Here is an 18,244-nt window from a genome sequence, read left to right as displayed (position 1 = left end):
TTGGATACTCTGTATTTTTTCCAATTATCGTTATTTTAACCGGCTTAGACGAAAATCGCTTCCAGTCCTAAGTATTATCGCTGGTGGGAGGATGGAATGGCCGCGGAACAGCAATCATCCGCTGAGAATTACAAGAAGAACCGGTTTTTAAGGCTCAAGGTCATTGTGCCGGTTCTTATGGTGGGTGTCACTTTCGCATCCTGCGTAGCAGTTGGCATTGGCGGCTACCTGAACGCGCGTTCGGGCCTGCAAGAAGCGGCCCAGGGTGAATTGTCCATGGTGGCCAAGGCGCGCCAGGCTCTGGTCGGCATGCGGCTGGAAGGGTTGGCCGGGTCGCTGTCGAATGTTTCCTCCGGTGCCGGTGCGTCGCTGGCGCTCAATGACATGAACTCCGCCCTGGTGAACCTGGACAATGACCGGGCATCGCTGAAGGACTATTTCCAGGCAGAGGGATCCACGCCTGAGGAACGGTCGCAGAAGACCGGCAAGGACAACAAGACAATGTATGCCTGGCGTCACACGGACGTCCACGGCAGCTTCTATTCCGAATGGAAGAACGGCAACTACGCCGATATTTACGTCCTCAACAAGGAAGGCCGGGTGATCTACACGGTCACCAAGTCGGCAGACTTCCTTGAAAAGGTCGATGGCGACGTCCTGAAAGATACCGCGCTCGCAGCCATCTATCAGCAGGCAATGGCCGGCGAAAAAGGCCAGCAGTTCTTCTCCAAGTTCGAAAAGTACGGACCTGCGGGCGGCGAAGCTTCGATGTTCATCGGCTCGCCGGCCTTCCTGACTTCCTTTACCGGCGAAGAACTGGGCGGGGTTGTCGTTATCCGGATCAACTCCGGATATCTGGAAGCCGTGACCAACGACCGCAAGGGGCTGGGTGAAACCGGTCAGGTCTATATGGTCAACCAGGACGGTACCCTGATCACCAACCAGCCGCTGTCAGCCGATCCGACCGCGTTGAGCAAGACCATGACGTCCGACCTGGTCATCAAGGCGGCCAATGGTGCTGAAACCAAGGGTGTGATGAGCGGTCAGGATGGCGTCGACCGCATGATGGTGGCAGAGCCGGTTTCCTTCGGGGACGCGAGCTGGGCGATGGTTGCGGAACGGTCCGTTGCCGAGGCGATGTCGAGCGTCGATGAAATGCGCAATTCCATGATCCTGTCGACGCTGATCACCGTCGGTATCGCAGCGGTCATCGCCTTGCTCTTCTCCCGCTCGATCACCAATCCGCTCGGAACGCTGGTGACCGCGCTGGAAGACATTGCTCGCGGCAATCACAGTGCCGATATCTCCGCTGCTCGCCGCGGCGACGAAATCGGCGACATTGGCCGTGCGGTCGTCAAGATCCGCGAAAATGCGGCCGAAGAGCAGGAGCAGCGGGCTCAGCTGGAAGCGCGGAATGCGGCTACCCAGGCCGAACAGCGCAAGGAAATGCTGTCCGGACTGGCTGCCGAGTTCGAGGCAAGCGTCGGCAAGGTGGTCGAACATGTGACCCATTCCGCAAGCACTTTGCGCGAAGCGGCCAATGAAATGCGTCAGATGACGGAACAATCGGGAGACACGTCTACCCGTGCCGCCCAGGTTTCCGCCGATGCCATGAATGAGGTGCAGTCGATCGCGACCGCATCGGACCAGCTGTCGAGCTCCATTCAGGAAATCTCGTCGCTGATCGAGCGGTCTTCGGCGGTTGCCCAGACGGCCACGGTGCGCGCGGAATCCACCAACAGCACGGTGCGTTCGCTGGCGGAAGCCGCAAACCGCATCGGCGAGGTCGTCACCCTGATCAGCGACATCGCCGATCAGACCAACCTGCTTGCCCTCAACGCCACGATCGAGGCCGCACGTGCCGGCGAGGCAGGCAAGGGCTTCGCGGTCGTTGCGTCCGAGGTGAAGGAACTCGCTTCCCAGACGGGCAAGGCCACCGGCGAGATCCAGCAGCAGATCGACGCGATCCGTCAGGCGACCGACGAAGCGGTATCCGCGATCGGCGAAATCCAGGAGACGATCGGAGAGATCACCCAGTCGGTGACCGACGTGTCCGCCGCCGTGACGGAACAAAGCTTCGCCACCCGCGGCATCGCTGAAAACACCCAACGGGCGGCCGAAGGCACGTCGCGGGTCTCTGAAGACATTTCCAACGTCAGCGAGATGTCCCAGAAGACCAACCAATCCGCCAATGTTTTCACTGAAAAGGTCGCGGAACTTTCCCAACAGGCAAGCCATCTGGACGAGGAAGTCCGCGGGTTCCTGTCGCAGGTCCGCTCCGCCTGATCCGCAACGCGGAACCAGATAACACCAGCGGCCGCCGGTCCTTCCGGCGGCCGTTTTTCTTTGTGCTTTGCCATTGCCTCTTTTTGTCCCCATCTGGCATGTATCAGGACCGGCGACCGGTGCGGATTCGCTTATTTTTGGAGAAAGTTTGATGGCAAGGGCAATGTCCAGGGGTGCCTTTCGTGTTTCAATTACCGTCTTGCTCGGGCTGGTGATCGGTTTTGCAGGTGCGGCCCAGGCGCAGCAGGACAACCGGCAGGTGCCGGCGTCGGCGGCGGAGGTCAAGCTCTCCTTCGCGCCGATCGTCAAGCAGGTCGCCCCCGCCGTCGTCAACGTCTATGCCACCCGGAAGGTGGTCGAGCGGCGGTCGGTTTCTCCGTTTTTCAACGACCCCTTCTTTCGCCGGTTCTTCGGCGACAACGGCTCCGGATTTGGCCAGCCCCAGGAACGGGTACAGCGGGCGCTCGGGTCGGGCGTGGTCATTTCTTCCGACGGTATCGTCATCACCAATCACCATGTGATCAAGGATGCCGACGAGGTTCGTGTTGCCCTGAACGATCGCCGCGAGTTTGACGCGGATATCATCCTCAAGGATGAACGCACGGATCTGGCGGTGCTGAAGATCAAGGGTGACGGGCCGTTTGATTTCGTTCCCTTCGCCGATTCCGACAACCTCGAGGTGGGCGATATCGTGCTTGCCATCGGCAACCCGTTCGGGGTCGGCCAGACCGTGACCCAGGGCATCGTATCGGCCCTGGCGCGGACACAGGTCGGCGTCACCGACTATCAGTTCTTCATTCAGACGGATGCGGCGATCAATCCGGGCAATTCCGGCGGTGCGCTGGTGGACATGCACGGCAAGCTGGTCGGCATCAACTCGGCGATCTTTACCCGCTCCGGCGGGTCCAACGGCATCGGTTTCGCCATTCCTGCCCATATGGTCCAGTTCGTGGCCTCACAGGCGGGGCAGGGCGACAAGATCAAGCGGCCCTGGCTCGGGGCGACGGTCCAGCTGGTGAGCGCGGAAATCGCCGACGCGATGGCGCTCGAACGTCCACGCGGCGTCCTGATTACCAATGTTTATGACGGGTCTCCGGCGAAAGAGGCGCAATTGCAAGTCGGCGACCTGGTTCTTGCCATCGATGGCAAGGAAGTCTCCGATCCGGATTCCTTCGGCTACCGCTTTGCCACCAAGACGCTGGGTGGAACGGCGACGTTCACCATCGAACGTGATCAGAAGCAGATCGAGGTGGCCGTCGTGTTGCGACCGGCGCCTGAAACCGTGCCTCGGGACGCGCGCCGCCTGACGGAATACTCGCCTTTCGAAGGTGCGACGGTGATGAACCTGTCGCCGGCGGTTGCCGATGAGTTGCGCCTCGACGGCGATCCGGAAGGTGTGGTCGTTTCCGCGATTGCACCGAACGGGGCAGCGGCTCGCATCGGACTGCGGGTTGGCGATATCGTGCGGGCGGTCAATGAGCAGGAGGTGCAGAGCACCCGGATGCTTGAAGCGATCACCCGGTCATCGCCGCGTCTGTGGCAGCTTGATATCGAACGCAACGGCAAGGTCAACCGCATCGTCTTGCGCGGATAGGGCAAAGGGTGGCGCGGCGGTGAGCGATCTTTTCGAAGCTTCCGGACTTGGTGCGAACGTGGCCCGGCCTCTGGCCGACAGGCTGCGCCCACAGAAGCTTGAAGATGTGGTCGGGCAGGATCATCTGCTCGGGCCCGAAGGCACGCTGTCGCGCATGCTCAAGAGCCGGACGCTGGGCTCGCTGATCTTCTGGGGACCGCCGGGGACGGGCAAGACGACCGTTGCCCGGCTGCTGGCGGCGGAAACCGATCTGGCGTTTGAGCAGATTTCGGCGATCTTCTCCGGTGTTGCCGATCTGAAGAAGGTGTTCGAGGCTGCCCGCGCGCGGCGGATGGGCGGGCGGTCCACTCTGCTGTTCGTCGACGAGATCCACCGGTTCAACCGGGCCCAACAGGATAGTTTCCTGCCTGTGATGGAAGACGGCACCATCACGCTGGTGGGGGCCACGACGGAAAACCCGTCGTTTGAACTCAATGCCGCACTGCTGTCGCGCTCCCATGTGATGACGTTTCATTCCCTCAATATCGAGGCGCTTGGGCGGCTGCTGGACCGTGCCGAGGAGGTGGAAGGCAAGCCGCTGCCGCTCGATCAGGAGGCCCGCGCGGTGCTGGTGCGCATGGCCGATGGCGACGGCCGGTCGGCACTGACGCTGGCGGAGGACGTCTGGCGGGCGGCGGACGAGGGCGAGGTGTTCGACGCGGAGCGTCTGCAGGAGATCGTCCAGCGCCGGGCACCGATCTACGACAAGAGCGCGGACGGGCACTACAATCTGATTTCCGCGCTCCACAAGTCGGTGCGCGGCTCGGATCCGGACGCGGCGCTCTACTGGTTCTGCCGTATGCTCGACGGTGGCGAGGACCCGCTTTATCTTGCCCGCCGGCTGATCCGCATGGCCGTGGAGGATATCGGCCTGGCCGACCCCCATGCCCTGGTGCAGGCGAACGCGGCGCGGGACGCCTATCAGATGCTGGGCTCGCCGGAAGGCGAGCTGGCGCTCGCCCAGACGGTGGTCTACCTGGCGACCGCGCCGAAATCCAACGGGGTCTATATGGCCTACAAGGCGGCGACCCGTAGCGCCAAGTCCAGCGGTTCGCTGCTGCCGCCTAAACATATCCTCAACGCGCCGACGAAGCTGATGAAAGAAGAAGGCTACGGAGCCGGCTATCAGTACGACCACGACGCGCTGGACGGCTTCTCCGGTCAGGACTATTTTCCCGAGGATCTCGGCCGCCAGACCTATTACGATCCTCCGGAGCGCGGGTTTGAGCGTGAATTGCGCAAGCGGCTGGAATACTGGAGCAAACTGCGCAGGGAGCGGGGCGGAGCCTAGGCTCACGCAGGACGTCGGCTTGCAACACAACGTGATGCGCGCCCGCGTTGCGGTGCCAATCAAAGCACCTCATCATCTATGCCTGACGTCAAGCCGCTCTTAAGGAGGCTTGGCGTAAACTGCCACATACTCTGTGGGTGTAGGCGCGAACGGGATGAAGGAACTCGAGCTCCGGCTGGCTTTTGTGTTTTATGGCGGCGTTTCGCTGGCCATCTACATGCATGGCGTCAGCCGGGAGGTGCTCAATCTGGTCCGTGCCTCCGCCTCGCGGGCGGCCGGTAACGGGCGCATCTACGTGGCGCCGTCCATGGACAGGCCCGCCTCTCCCAGCGAAGTGGTCTACAGGGACCTTCTCGACCGGATCGCCGGAACGATCGATATTCGTGTCGTGACCGACGCGATCGCGGGCGCGTCCGCCGGCGGGGTCAACGGCATCATGCTCGCCCGCGCGCTCGCGCACGACCTTCCGCTCGACAGTCACCGGGATCTTTGGCTCAAGAATGCCGACGTCACCGAACTGGCGCGGCCGCAGAACGGGTTTTCCCGCTACCTCAAGTCAGGCGTCAGCCCGGTGCTCGACCGGCTGATCTCGCGCCAGTTGAAGGCCCGGATCAAGGATCCCGAGACCCGGGACAAGCTGCGCACCTTCATGCTGTCGCGCTGGTTCAAACCGCCGTTTTCCGGATCCCGCTATATCGGCTGGATGCTCGATGCCTGTGCGCGGATGGACCACCACATGGAAGACGGCAGGACCCTGATCCCGCGCGGCCAGACACTGGACCTGTTCGTGACCCTGACGGACTATTACGGCCAGCGTCGGCGTATCCGGATCGACGATCCGAACTTCATCGAAGAGCTGGATCATCGCCGGATCCTGAATTTCCATGCGATGCACAGGATGCCGGGCGATCTGCAGAGCCAGTTCGGCTCGGACTGCATTCCCGAACTGGTGTTTGCCGCCCGGTCCACCTCTTCCTTCCCCGGCGCTTTTGCCCCGGCGACGGTTTCGGAGATGGATCACGTCCTGAAGAAAACCCGTCTTCCCTGGCCGAACCGAGCGGCCTTTTTGGCCAAGGGGCTTGAACTGGATCCCGAACAGCCCGGCAACCGCTGTTTCGTCGACGGCAGCGTGGTCATGAACAAACCGTTCGGACCGGTGATCGAGGTCATCAAGCAGCGTCCGGCTTCCCGCGAAGTGGCGCGCAGGCTGGTCTACGTGGACCCGTCGCCGGGCGGTGTCGAGGCAGTCGAGGACAACGGGCAGCAGATGCCGAGTTTCTTCCGCACCATTCTGGCCTCGCTTGCCCATATCCCGCGCAACGAACCCATCGGCGATGAACTGAGGGAGATTGAAGCCCGCAACCGACGGGGACGGTGGCTGGCGGAGACGATTGCCGCGGCCGATCCGGTGGTGGACAAGGCGGTGCGCAAGATCCTGCGCGGGCGGACGCGGATCAAGGCCGATGCGCTGACCAAATACCGGGCGCTGGCCAATGCGGATGCCCATGCCCAGGCCGGCTATGCCTTCCTGAACTATCAGTCACTCAAGCTTCATGCGGTCTGCGAACGGCTGTCGGACCTGATCGCGGCCATGGCGGGGCCGACGGGTCGAGCGGAGCGCAAGGATGCGCTGTTATGGCTGATCGGGGGCTACTTCGCGGATCTTGCCAAGGAAAGCGGGGAAGGGCCGCCCGATCCGGATACGGAGGTGGTCGCCTTGCTGCGCGGTCTCGACGTGGATTATCGTGTCCGGCGTCTGCGTTTTGCCATCCGCAAGCTCAACGGCCTTTACCAGCGGATTCGGCAGGTGGACGACGGCGATCAGGCGATTGCCGGTATGGACCACCTCAAGAGCCGGCTCTACCAGCAGATTGACAATCTGCGCTGGCGCTGGCGGGAAGACTTCTACGGCGAAGACAGCGGGAAACTGGCGAGCGATCTGTGCCGGGCCCTGGCCCAGCCGGCTGAAGCGGCTCCGAACAGGACCACGCTCCTGAAGGAGCTTCTGGAGCATCTCGCCCAACTCATGGGGTTGCAGGATCTCGACCGGATGCAGGATGAGGTGTTTGCGGAACTCACCCAGGATCCGCTGCTCACGGATATTGTCGGTCGTGAACTGACTGAGCGCTATGTCGGCTTCGCGTTCTATGACCTGGTGACCTTTCCGCTGCTGCAGAGCAACGACTTTTCCGAGGTCAGCGAAATCCTGGTCGACCGGATCAGTCCGCGCGATGCCGGCAGCTTCGGGGAGGAGGGGTTCGAGCTCAAGGGTGAGAACCTCAATACGTTCGGGGCATTCTTCAACCGGCGCTGGCGCGAGCACGACTATCTCTGGGGACGCCTGAATGCCGCGGACCGGCTGATCAGCATCGTTTTGTCGGCCGCGGGCGCGCAGGTTCTTTCCGCTGACGAGGAACGGGCCTGCCGCCATGCGATCTTCAGCGCCATTCTGGACGAAGAAGAGCCGGTACTGACCGCCGATCCGGATCTGTTCCCACCGATCCGGGCGCAAATTGCCGCATTCGCCGGAGAAACGGTCAATTTCTGTATCTAAGCATTCGCCACGGTTTGCATTGCAACGTCTGGTGTTTTTATAAAGAGATCATTCAGTTGCTCGAAACTGGATGGCTGTGCTGGCCTGTCCGGCTGTTTTTTATTCCCACGCGAGGCGTGTTCATGGCATTGGTGGACAATCCGTTCCTGAACGGTATCCTGGAATTCCTTCTGCTTTTTGCCGCGCTTTATCTGGCAAGCCTCGTCATCCTGTTTTCTGTCGGTCTCTTCATGACCGCGCTCAATGCCCGTCATCCCGAGCGGCGCATCCAGAAGCGCGATCCGTCCCACAAGCCGCTCCGTGACATCAAGTCGTCGATGCGGCAGCTTTCCATCACCAGCACCTGCCTGGCGATCGGTCTCTACGCCCAGTTCAACGGTTGGACTCTGGTGCAGCCCGTGGCGCTCACGTGGTGGTCGGCGCCGCTGTTCTTCGTGCTGTCGCTGTTCCTGCACGACACCTGGTTCTACTGGGGTCACCGGATCCTGCACACCAAGGCGTTCTACCGGTTTCACAAGCCGCACCACATGACCATCACGCCGACGGTCTGGTCGAATGATGCCGGGTCTTCGGTGGACACGCTGTTTGCCCATTCCTACTACGCGCTGGTGCTGTTCGTCGTGCCCATGCCGGCGGCGGTGTTTCTCGCCCACCGGGTGTTCGACCAGGTGTCGGCCGCCATCGGCCATTGCGGCTACGAACATTTCGCCAGCCCGAGCGCGCGCCGGCCGTGGCCGTTGCTGTGCACGCTCTATCACGACCAGCATCACCAGTATTTCGTCTACAATTACGCCAATTATTTCTCCTTCTGGGACCGGCTGTGCGGTACGGTCCACCCGACCTACGACCAGAGGGTCGCGGAGTTCGAAGGGATCTACGCGGAACAGCGGAATTAGGTCATGCACCTCCTGCTCGACTACCTGATCGTTTTCGCCGTGATCTACGCGGCCATGCTGGCCGTCTATTTCGCGACCGGTCTGACCATGACGGCGATCAACCGGCGCCATCCGGACCGGCGCATCCAGAAACACCGGGACGGCATGAAGCGGGTGAAGAAGGAAATCCTCGCGTCGCTGTCCGCGCTTGCAACGTCTTCGGTTCTCCTGTCGGCGGGATATTTCGCGCAGACGCAGGGCTGGACTCTGGTCGCGCCGTTGCCGCTTTCCTGGTGGTCGTTCCCGCTGATGTTCGTGATCTGCATGGTCCTGTTCGACGGCTGGTTCTATTGGGGGCACCGGATCCTGCACTGGCCGTCTTTTTACAAGTGGCACCTGCCGCATCACCGCTCGGTGGCGCCGACGGTGTGGAGCAACGACAGCTCCGCGGTTGTCGACACGCTGATCGAGCACGGGTTCTATCTGGTCGTCTGGTTCGTGCTGCCGGTTCCGGCCCTTTCGGTTTTCGCGCTCAGGCTGTTCGACCAGATCACGGGCATGGTCGGCCACTCGGGCTTTGAATATTTCGCCTCGAAGTCGTCGCGCTGGCCGTCGCCGATGATCTGCACCACCTTTCATGACCTGCATCATTCCCAGTTCCACTATAATTATGGCAACTTCTTCTCCATCTGGGACCGCATGATGGGAACGGTTCATCCGGGCTATGACGCCATGGTCAAGCAGATGGAAACGACGGGCGAGATCCCTGATACGGCTCTTGAAAAGGTGCGCTGATTTGCGCGGATCCTGCCACGGCCTTTCGAGGTACGTTGGCATAAATCGGAACGGAACATGCTGAAACAGGCCCTCGACATCTTTCTGGATTTCCTGCCCTTCTGGGCGGTGGCCTATGCGGTCAATGTGTTCCTGTATTTCGCCACCGGCTGGGTGCTGGTGAAGATCCAGAACCGCCATCCGGAACGCCGGATCCAGGCCCACAGGCGCGGCGAAAAGCGCATGTGGAAGGAAATCCGACAGAGCGTCTGGTCGCTGACGGCGACCGCCGGCTGCCTGGCGGGCGGGGTCTTCCTCTCGGTGCGCGGCTACACCTTCGTCGACCCGCTGCCGCTGACCTGGTGGTCCGTACCGCTGATGTTCATCATCTCCGTCGTCGCCTTCGACGCCTGGTTCTACTGGGGCCATCGGCTGATGCACACCAAGTGGCTCTACCGTTTCCATGCGGAGCATCACCGCTCCGTGGCGCCGACCGTGTGGAGCACCTATTCCGACGATCTGGTCGATGCCTTCGTCATGCAGAGCTATTACCTGTGGGCGGTGCTGTTCCTGCCGATCCCGGCCGTGGTGCTCGTCGCCCACAGGCTGTGGGACCATTTCAACGGCACCATCGGCCATTCCGGCTTCGAGTTCTACGCCTCGCCGCTGTCGCGCATGCCGTCGCCCATGGTCTGCGTGACCTTCCACGACCAGCACCATTCGCGCTTCAAGTACAATTTCGCCAATTTCTTCTCCTTCTGGGACCGGCTGTGCGGCACCATCGATCCGAAATACGATGAACAGGTGAAGAAGTTCGAGGCGATGGGCAAGGATGCCGAAAAGCAGGTTGCTGCGGAATAGGCCGACCTGTCTCCATCCGGTTACTCTCACTCTAGAACCGCTGTTTCGATGCTTGAATTCCTCGACAAGATCCCTCTGACCGGCCTGCTGCTGTTCGCGGTCGTGCTTGGCCTGGCCCCGTTCTTCCCCGAGCCGCATCTGGTGGAAAAGCTGCGCATGCTGGCCCATGGACAGCTGAAAAAGCCCATCGATATCTTCGATCTTTTCTGGCACACATGGCCGATCGTGCTTGTTATCCTGAAGCTGATACGGATGCGGCAGACGGGCGCGTTCTAAGCAAGAGGGGCTCATGAACCATTTCCTCCTTGTCGCCCTTGGCGGCGGCATCGGCGCGGGCTTGCGCCACCTGGTCGGCCTGTGGACGCTGAAGGCCTTCGGGCCTGGCTTTCCCTATGGCACGATCACGGTCAACATCGTCGGTTCGCTGATCATGGGTCTCTTCATCGGCTGGCTCGTCCGCCATGGTGTTGGAGGGTCCCAGTCGCTGCGCTATTTCGTGGCAACGGGCTTGCTCGGTGGCTTCACCACCTTTTCCGCCTTTTCGCTCGATGTGGCGCTGATGTGGGAGCGCGGCGCCACCCAGGCGGCGATTGCCTATGTTCTTCTGTCGGTCGGCCTTGTCGATTGCCGCCGTCTTCGCCGGCCTGTTCGTGATGCGCCAGCTGGCCGCCTGAGGGGCGTCCCTTTCGTCTCCGACAGCAGCAGGGCTTTCAAAATGTCCAGAAACCGCCTATATGCGGGGCCGACCCTATGCGCCGGCCGGATGGCCGCATGCGCCAAAGAGAACGAAATGTCCGCAATCGACCAGAAAACAGTGACCGCAGACGAAGCGGGCATGCGCCTCGACCGTTGGTTCAAGGTGCACTATCCGGGACTTGGCTTCGGCCGGCTGCAGAAGCTGCTGAGGACAGGGCAGGTGCGCGTCGACGGCAAGCGTGCGGAAAGCTCGACCCGGATCGCCAAGGGCCAGATCGTCCGCGTGCCGCCGCTTGGCGTGGAACTGACCGCGGACGACACCAAGAACAAGAGGCCCAAATCCACCAAGCTGATCGCCGACGACCGCAAGGCGGTCGAGGATATGATGCTGTTCGAGGACGATCATGTAATGGTCCTCAACAAGCCGGCCGGCCTTGCCGTGCAGGGCGGCTCGGGGCTGAAGCGCCACCTGGACGGCATGCTGGACGCCTTCACCGACCGCAAGGGCAACAAGCCGAAGCTGGTACACAGGCTCGACCGGGAAACCTCCGGCATCATTCTGGTCGCCAAGACGCGCAAGGCCGCCCAGGAACTCACCAAGGCGTTCCGTCACCGCAACACCCGCAAGATCTACTGGGCGATGCTGGCGGGCGTGCCCAAGCCGAAGCAGGGACGGATCTCCACCTTCCTTGCGCGGTCCGACGAGATGGAGCGCATGCGGGTGGCACGCCAGGGCGAGGACGACGCCCAGCACGCGGTTTCGCTTTATTCGGTGGTTGAGCAGTCGGCACAGAAGCTGTCCTGGGTTTCCATCGCGCCCGGTGACCGGGCCGGACCCACCAGCTCAGGGCCCACGCCGCCCATATCGGTCATCCGATCATCGGCGACGACAAGTACTTCAACATCGAGAACTGGGAATTGCCCGGCGGCATCCAGAACCGGCTGCACCTGCTCGCCCGCCGGATCGTGATCCCGCATCCGTCGGGCCACGGCGTCATCGATGTCTCCGCTCCCCTGCCGCCGCATATGCAGCAGACCTGGAACCTCTTGGGCTTCGATGCTTCCGACTACGACCCGGACATGAACGACCCGGAGGAGTGAGGAGTGGTCGGCGTAGCCGACAAAAAGCAAACGATTTTGCTTTTTGAACGACGAACGCCCGGAGCTCTAGCGGAGGGCAGGCCCGCGCTGGGGCGACAACGATTTGTCGATTGGAATGCCGAACCCGCGGAGCCATAGCGAAGCGCTAGTATTCGCTACAGTTCTAACCCAGCCGCTTCCTCATCTCCAACTGCAACACGCTCTTTTTCGCTCCGACGCATTCCAGGAAAGCCGCGAAGCCGTGGTCGGCGGCGTCGGCAATTCAGGAGCCTGAGATTCACACCGGTGCTGCGTTCCGCTGCGGCCGTGATCAACGTCGATCCGATTCCCTTCTGCCGGTACTCCGGATGAACCGCGATCTGGAACAGGGTGCCTGTCTCCGGTTCAACAATGGCATATCCGGCGGTATTGCCTTCCGTTTCGAAGGTTAGAACGACGAGGCGGTCGCCAAGGTTCGATACGGCTTCATCCGCATTCTGCCAACTCGGCCTCCAGTCCCGGAAGCGTGACACAGCCGGTTGCAGCGTTTGCCAGTCTTTCTGCACGACTTCATACGCTTGCCCGAGGGCGTCCGGGTAGCCCGGCCAGGCGTAGCATTGCAGGTCGCGTATCACCTGGAACCCCAGTTTTTCATAGACACGGATCGCCGGGGCGTTGGTGCTGATCACTTCCAGCTGGAGGCTCGTCACCCCGGCTTGCTTCAACAACGCTTCGCTTCTGCCTGCGAGCGCCTGCGCCAGCCCTTTGCCGCGCCAGGCGGGCAGGGTGCCGCTGGAGATGAGATAGCCGGCAGTCTCCCGCCGTCCGATCAGTCCAGAGGGCAACTGGCTTGCCGTCCTCAAAGGGCGACGGACGTCAGCGCCGGGTCGAAGGAACGCTGGCGCAGCATCGCCTCGAATTGCGCCAGGGTCGGGCGCATGGGCACGACATAATCGGAAAACGCTTCCACCATTGCCGCATGGAGGGTGGCAGTGGAAAGCTGTTCTGCCGTCGTGATTGCGATGCCGGGATTTTGAAAGTCGGTCAAAGCCGCATCCGCCTCTATTGGTAGAGCGCGATCATCCCGATAGAGATCACGACCACCATCAACCCGCCAAGCGCCAGTTTCCAGGCATCCGAGCGTTTCTTCAGCCCCGGCCAGCCGAGCGGCTTGATGATCTGGATCAGAGCCAGGGCAAGCAGGAACAGGACGATAATCTTGGTCAACGGAAGCTCCGGGACGGGGCGGTTGGTGCGAGGAGGATCAATAGAGGGGATGGGCGGGGGAGTCGAGGGGCCTCGCCAGCGAAGATGCCAAGGTGCCGCTCTTCGATTTCATCCAGGGGTTGTTGAGTTGGCAAGGTGCTGATAACACTCGCAAACTTATTTCCTGATTGGTTCCTTTATGCAGATCGAACTGACATTGCTGGCAAAAGCCGGTGCGGACTACAGCGCCCGCGACCTCGGATTTCTCCTTCATAAGCATCCCGATCACCTGCACAAGCGGGAGGTGGCAACGGGCGAAGTGTCGATTTTCTTTTCCGAAGTTTCCGATACCCGGACAACCGCCGTGGTCTATCTGGCGGTCGACCCAGTCGGCCTCGTCCGGGGCCGAAGCCAGCAGGGCGACGGCTTGCTGACCCAGTATGTCAACGACCGGCCTTATGCCGCCAATTCCTTTCTGTCGGTGGCGCTGGCCAGGTCGGTCGGTCAGTCCCTGTCGGGCAAGTCGAAGGAGCGGCAGGACCTGGCGGATCGCACGCTTCCCTTTGAAGCGCGGATCGTCCCGGTTTCCCTAGCCGGCGACACCGACCTGATCCATACCGTTTTCGACCCATTGGGCTATGAAGTCGACATAACGGTTCTTGATCAGGACGCGGGGATCGTAGATCTGACGCTGAAAGGCACGATGCGGCTTTCGTCCCTGCTGAGCCATCTCTATGTGCTGATTCCGGTGCTTGATAATGCCAAGCACTATTGGGTGGACAAGGACGAAGTGGACAAGCTGTTGGCCAAGGGCGAAGGCTGGCTTGCTGAACACCCCAAGCGGGACCTGATTACGCGTCGGGCCCTGAAACACAGGCGGGCGCTGATGAATATGACGCTGGCGCGCCTGGACGAAACCCTGGCAGCTGCGGAAGCGGAAGACGAACCGGTGCCAGAGCCGGAAGAGCGCCTGGAAGAACCGATCCGCCTGCATGACCTTCGGCTGAACGCGGTCGTGGAGATATTGGAAGCCCACCGGGCTGCTACGGTTCTCGATCTCGGTTGCGGTGAGGGCAAGCTCCTGTCCCATCTCGTCAGGAAGCGGGGATTCAGCCGGATTGTCGGTGTCGATCCTTCTGTACACACGCTGGCCAAAGCGCGTCGCAAGTTGCGCCTGGATCAGGCCGGCGATGCGGTGCAGGAACGGGTTACCTTGCAGATGGGGAGCCTGACTTACGGCGACAGGCGATGGAAAGGGTTCGATGCGGCGACGCTGGTTGAAGTCATCGAGCACATCGAGCCGCACAGGCTGTCATCGCTTTCGCTTTCGCTGTTCGGAGATGCACGGCCCGGCCTGGTTGTCGTGACCACGCCTAACCGGGAATACAACGCCTTGTTTTCGGATCTGGAACCGGGACGGCTCCGCCATCCTGACCACCGTTTCGAGTGGGCGCGTGCGGAGTTTACGGATTGGGGCGAGGCGGTTGCCGCGGACTACGGTTATGAGGTGTCGTTTTCGCCACTGGGACCGGTGGACGAGGCGCTGGGCGGACCGTCGCAGATGGCGGTTTTCACAAGAGGAGCGGATCAGTGACGGCGATTTCGATTCCAGACTTCTCCCTGGTCGTTCTGATCGGGCCGACCGGCTCGGGTAAATCCAGCTTTGCCCGCAAACATTTCCTGGAGACAGAGATCGTGTCGTCCGACCACTGCCGTGCGCTGGTTTCGGATGATGAAACGGACCAGGGAGCCACGGCCGATGCCTTCGACCTTCTGAGCTACACAGCCGGGCTGAGACTCAAGCGGCGCCTGTTGACGGTCATTGATGCGACGTCGGTCAAGCGGGAAGACAGGGCCGGATTGGTGGCGCTTGCAAGGAAGTACCACGCCCTGCCTGTCGCCCTGGTCCTGGATATCGATCCGGGAATCTGCCACGCACGCAATGAGAACCGGCCAAATCGGGCTTTCGGCGAGCATATTTCCCGCAATCACTCCAGGGCTCTACGGAAAGGTCTGCGGGGGCTGCAAAAGGAAGGCTTCCGACAGGTTCAGATCATGAAATCGCCGGAAGAGGTCGACAGGCTGGAGATCCGCCGGGAGCCGCTTTGGACCGATCGGCGTTCGGAACAGGGTCCTTTCGACATCATCGGCGACATCCACGGCTGTTTCGATGAACTGACCGAGCTGTTGACCCGGCTCGGATATGTCATCGATCCGTTCGAAGAAGGAGCAGAAGAGCTGATCCATGTCCGTCCGCCCGAAGGCCGGATGGCCTTCTTCGTCGGCGACATCACCGACCGGGGCCCGAAGAACGTGAATTGCCTGCGGCTGGTCATGGGGATGGTCGAGGACGGCGCGGCTCACTGCGTCGTCGGCAATCATGATTTCAAGCTCAACAAATGGCTCAAGGGGCGCGACGTCAAACTGACCCATGGCCTCGACCTGACCGTGGCGGAACTGGAACAGACATCTCCTGAATTCCGAAAAAAGGTCAGCGACTTCATCTGGGATCTCAGATCCCATTTCTGGCTTGCTGACGGCAGGCTGGTTGTCGCCCATGCCGGTCTGAAGGAAGAGATGCACGGGCGGGGGTCCGGCGCGGTCCGTACCTTTGCCATGTTTGGCGAGACGACCGGTGAGGTCGATGAATTCGGCTTGCCCGTGCGCCTGGAATGGGCGCGGGACTACCGGGGGAAGGCCGATGTCGTTTTCGGTCATACGCCCGCGGCGGAAGCGGAATGGCTCAACAACACGCTTTGTATCGATACCGGCTGCGTGTTCGGCGGCAAGTTGACAGCCTTGCGCTGGCCGGAACGCGAGACCGTATCGGTTGCCGCGTGGCAGCAGTATGCCGTTCCGGCAAAGCCTCTCGACGGTAGCCAGCAGCGTTCTGCTCAGCAGGATCATGACCGGCTGCTTTATTTCGATGATTACGCCACCAAGATGCGGATCGAAACCCGGTTCAAGTCGACGATCCAGATCCCGGAGGAAAACAGTCTCGCGGCGCTGGAGGTAATGAGTCGGTTTGCCATCGACCCCAGATGGTTGATCTATCTGCCGCCCACCATGGCCGCGTGCCCGACCACGCCCGAGGGGCCGTTTTTGGAGCACCCTGAACAAGCGATAATGCATTATGTCGACCGCGGAGCGGTAGATCTCGTAGCGGAAGAAAAACACATGGGTTCTCGAGCCCTCCTGGTCATTGCCAGGGATCGTGATGCTGCCGCGCGCCGGTTCGGCGTCGAAGACGGCAAGTCCGGCGTGATTTACACTCGAACCGGCCGACCGTTCTTCAAGGATGATGGACAGGAAGCCGCCATTATCGCGCGCATCGGTCAGGCGATGGAAACATCCGGCCTGTGGGGCGAGCTTCAGACGGAGTGGGTCCTGCTTGATGCGGAACTCATGCCCTGGTCTGCGAAGGCGCAGGACCTGCTGAAGACACAATACCTGCCGACTGTTGCGGCCGCTTCTCAATCCGCGACCGCATTGATGGATGCCATCGGGAAGGCGCCGGATATCGAAGGGCTGGAGGCGTTGAAGGAATTGTCCGTAACCCAGCTTGCCAACGCGACTGCAATGCGCAAGACCATCGATGGATATTGCTGGGAAGCGGCGACGGTCGACGATTTCAAGATCGCGCCGTTCCACGTCCTTGCCGCGGAGGGGCAGGTGTTTACCGACAAGCCCCATACCTGGCACATGGAAATGCTCGGCCGGTTGGCGGAGCGGGATCCTATCCTGCAGACAACGGGCTGGAGGCGCTTTGACGGAGGAAATGAGACCGAACGAGCGTCCATCTGCGACTGGTGGCTTCAGCACACGGGCGCGGGCGGCGAAGGGATGGTGATCAAGCCGACCGGCTTTCTGGCCTACGGCGAACGGGGCCTCCTTCAGCCCGCAATGAAGGTCCGGGGCAGGGACTACCTCCGGATCATCTACGGGCCCGATTACGACATGCCCGGCAATATCGAACGCCTTCGTGAGCGCGGCCTTGGCCGGAAGTTCTCTCTGGCCGAGCGTGAGTTCAAACTCGGCCTGGAGGGATTGCACCGGTTTGTGGAGAGGAAGCCCCTGTCAAAGATTCACGCTTGCGCGCTTGCTGTTCTGGCCCTGGAAAGCGAGCCGGTCGATCCGAGATTGTAACGCTTTGCCTGTTTGGCAGAGGTTTTGCCTGCCAAACCAAATCTTGAAACTCTTACGCAAGTTCGGCATTTCCACGCGGGTAGGCTTGAGCGCTGCGGAGGCGTTCCTGTTCCTCCTGTTCTCAGTAGACGGGGCGTCCGCCCGCATTGCATACAGGTTCGGGAAGCGGATCGTCTAATTGCACGGGAGCGATGTATGAAACGGTGTCTGATGCTGGATGTTGACGGGGTCGTCGTCAATGGCCGCCAGGAGGACGGGCGGTCCTGGGCTACCGACATCGAACGGGATCTGGGCGTGGCTCCGGACCGGCTGCAGGCTGTCTTCTTTGCTCCCCATTGGGCTGATATCGTGACAGGCCGAAAAGACCTGCTCGACGTGCTCGAAGCGTGTCTGCCCGCGCTTTCGCCGACTGTTACCGCACAAGCCTTCATCGACTATTGGTTTGAGAGGGATTCCTGCGTGGATGAAGCCATTCTGGCAGAATGCGATGAGCTTCGCCGGCGGGGCCTGCGCATTTTTCTCGCAACCAACCAGGAGCACATGAGGGCGCGCCATCTCATGGATCGTCTTGCGCTTGGAAAACACGTCGACGGGATGGTGTACTCAGCTCAGATTGCCGCGCAAAAACCTCAGCAGGCGTTTTTCGACGCGGCCGCGATGAGCAGCGGCTCGGCCCCGGAAGATATTGTTCTGGTAGATGACACGAAGGCCAATGTGGAGGCCGCACTTGAAGCGGGTTGGCAGGCACTACACTGGTCCAAGGGTTCGAGCCTGCTGGACCTGTTGGAAAACAGCCAGATCGGGCAGGCTCCATCCCGTCCTGGCGGATAGCGTATTGGTTT

The 18,244-nt window shown here is 61.3% G+C and carries 14 protein-coding genes and 2 pseudogenes; 13 read left to right on the top strand and 3 right to left on the bottom strand.

What is annotated here, in order from left to right; all coding sequences use genetic code 11:
- Positions 1–96: 96 nt before the first annotated feature.
- From ABIN98_RS10260 to ABIN98_RS10215, 10 genes and pseudogenes are all read left to right on the top strand, one after another.
- Positions 97–2,286, top strand: coding sequence for a methyl-accepting chemotaxis protein (locus ABIN98_RS10260; protein WP_346909714.1), 2,190 nt, complete (start codon positions 97–99; stop codon positions 2,284–2,286).
- 151 nt (positions 2,287–2,437) lie between these two features.
- Positions 2,438–3,880: a DegQ family serine endoprotease gene (locus ABIN98_RS10255; protein WP_346909712.1), complete on the top strand. Its 1,443-nt coding sequence runs from the start codon at positions 2,438–2,440 to the stop codon at positions 3,878–3,880.
- 19 nt (positions 3,881–3,899) lie between these two features.
- Positions 3,900–5,210, top strand: a complete 1,311-nt coding sequence (locus ABIN98_RS10250) for a replication-associated recombination protein A (protein WP_346909710.1) — start codon at positions 3,900–3,902, stop codon at positions 5,208–5,210.
- Between the two features lie 154 nt (positions 5,211–5,364).
- The gene (locus ABIN98_RS10245) at positions 5,365–7,764 is read left to right on the top strand and encodes a patatin-like protein (protein WP_346909708.1); all 2,400 of its coding nucleotides are present in this window, start codon (positions 5,365–5,367) and stop codon (positions 7,762–7,764) included.
- A gap of 122 nt (positions 7,765–7,886) precedes the next feature.
- The gene (locus ABIN98_RS10240) at positions 7,887–8,660 is read left to right on the top strand and encodes a sterol desaturase family protein (RefSeq protein ID WP_346909706.1); all 774 of its coding nucleotides are present in this window, start codon (positions 7,887–7,889) and stop codon (positions 8,658–8,660) included.
- Positions 8,661–8,663: 3 nt separating this feature from the next.
- On the top strand, positions 8,664–9,434 hold the full coding sequence (locus ABIN98_RS10235) for a sterol desaturase family protein (protein WP_346909704.1): 771 nt from the start codon (positions 8,664–8,666) through the stop codon (positions 9,432–9,434).
- 57 nt (positions 9,435–9,491) lie between these two features.
- Positions 9,492–10,274, top strand: coding sequence for a sterol desaturase family protein (locus ABIN98_RS10230; RefSeq protein WP_346909702.1), 783 nt, complete (start codon positions 9,492–9,494; stop codon positions 10,272–10,274).
- Positions 10,275–10,322: 48 nt separating this feature from the next.
- The gene (locus tag ABIN98_RS10225) at positions 10,323–10,550 is read left to right on the top strand and encodes a hypothetical protein (protein ID WP_346909700.1); all 228 of its coding nucleotides are present in this window, start codon (positions 10,323–10,325) and stop codon (positions 10,548–10,550) included.
- A gap of 13 nt (positions 10,551–10,563) precedes the next feature.
- A pseudogene (gene crcB / locus ABIN98_RS10220) lies at positions 10,564–10,881 on the top strand (fluoride efflux transporter CrcB); the annotation flags it as partial.
- Between the two features lie 183 nt (positions 10,882–11,064).
- A pseudogene (locus tag ABIN98_RS10215) lies at positions 11,065–12,071 on the top strand (RluA family pseudouridine synthase).
- Between the two features lie 155 nt (positions 12,072–12,226).
- Here the strand turns inward: ABIN98_RS10215 and ABIN98_RS10210 are convergent.
- Genes ABIN98_RS10210 through ABIN98_RS10200 form a run of 3 tightly spaced genes read right to left on the bottom strand, consistent with a single transcriptional unit; the run spans position 12,227 to position 13,277 of the window.
- Positions 12,227–12,895 (bottom strand): GNAT family N-acetyltransferase, encoded by a 669-nt coding sequence (locus ABIN98_RS10210; RefSeq protein ID WP_346909698.1) that lies wholly within the window; start codon positions 12,893–12,895, stop codon positions 12,227–12,229.
- Between the two features lie 14 nt (positions 12,896–12,909).
- A complete protein-coding gene (locus tag ABIN98_RS10205) occupies positions 12,910–13,098 on the bottom strand; it encodes a hypothetical protein (RefSeq protein WP_346909696.1) in 189 nt (62 codons plus the stop codon).
- A 14-nt stretch (positions 13,099–13,112) separates the two neighbouring features.
- On the bottom strand, positions 13,113–13,277 hold the full coding sequence (locus ABIN98_RS10200) for a hypothetical protein (RefSeq protein WP_346909694.1): 165 nt from the start codon (positions 13,275–13,277) through the stop codon (positions 13,113–13,115).
- A gap of 178 nt (positions 13,278–13,455) precedes the next feature.
- Here ABIN98_RS10200 and ABIN98_RS10195 point away from each other — a divergent pair, with 178 nt between their 5' ends.
- The 3 genes from ABIN98_RS10195 to ABIN98_RS10185 all read left to right on the top strand — a co-directional run bounded on the left by ABIN98_RS10195 (position 13,456) and on the right by ABIN98_RS10185 (position 18,233).
- On the top strand, positions 13,456–14,850 hold the full coding sequence (locus tag ABIN98_RS10195) for a 3' terminal RNA ribose 2'-O-methyltransferase Hen1 (RefSeq protein WP_346909692.1): 1,395 nt from the start codon (positions 13,456–13,458) through the stop codon (positions 14,848–14,850).
- Positions 14,847–17,402 carry a polynucleotide kinase-phosphatase gene (locus ABIN98_RS10190; RefSeq protein ID WP_346909690.1) on the top strand — a complete coding sequence of 852 codons (2,556 nt, stop codon included), beginning with the start codon at positions 14,847–14,849 and terminating at the stop codon, positions 17,400–17,402. The genes ABIN98_RS10195 and ABIN98_RS10190 overlap by 4 nt, the downstream gene beginning before the upstream one ends.
- Positions 17,403–17,612: 210 nt before the next feature.
- Positions 17,613–18,233, top strand: coding sequence for an HAD-IA family hydrolase (locus ABIN98_RS10185; protein ID WP_394701479.1), 621 nt, complete (start codon positions 17,613–17,615; stop codon positions 18,231–18,233).
- The last annotated feature ends 11 nt before the right edge of the window (positions 18,234–18,244 follow it).

Origin of the sequence: uncultured Roseibium sp., assembly GCF_963675095.2 — a bacterium.
Classification (GTDB): Bacteria; Pseudomonadota; Alphaproteobacteria; order Rhizobiales; family Stappiaceae; genus Roseibium.
This window is presented reverse-complemented; position numbering and strand designations above follow the sequence as displayed.

Coding starts and splice junctions, on each gene's coding strand:
- ABIN98_RS10225 (WP_346909700.1), top strand. CDS start 10,323: ATGCTTGAATTCCTCGACAAGATCCCTCTGACCGGCCTGCTGCTGTTC.
- ABIN98_RS10185 (WP_394701479.1), top strand. CDS start 17,613: ATGCTGGATGTTGACGGGGTCGTCGTCAATGGCCGCCAGGAGGACGGG.
- ABIN98_RS10245 (WP_346909708.1), top strand. CDS start 5,365: ATGAAGGAACTCGAGCTCCGGCTGGCTTTTGTGTTTTATGGCGGCGTT.
- ABIN98_RS10260 (WP_346909714.1), top strand. CDS start 97: ATGGCCGCGGAACAGCAATCATCCGCTGAGAATTACAAGAAGAACCGG.
- ABIN98_RS10235 (WP_346909704.1), top strand. CDS start 8,664: ATGCACCTCCTGCTCGACTACCTGATCGTTTTCGCCGTGATCTACGCG.
- ABIN98_RS10240 (WP_346909706.1), top strand. CDS start 7,887: ATGGCATTGGTGGACAATCCGTTCCTGAACGGTATCCTGGAATTCCTT.
- ABIN98_RS10195 (WP_346909692.1), top strand. CDS start 13,456: ATGCAGATCGAACTGACATTGCTGGCAAAAGCCGGTGCGGACTACAGC.
- ABIN98_RS10230 (WP_346909702.1), top strand. CDS start 9,492: ATGCTGAAACAGGCCCTCGACATCTTTCTGGATTTCCTGCCCTTCTGG.
- ABIN98_RS10255 (WP_346909712.1), top strand. CDS start 2,438: ATGGCAAGGGCAATGTCCAGGGGTGCCTTTCGTGTTTCAATTACCGTC.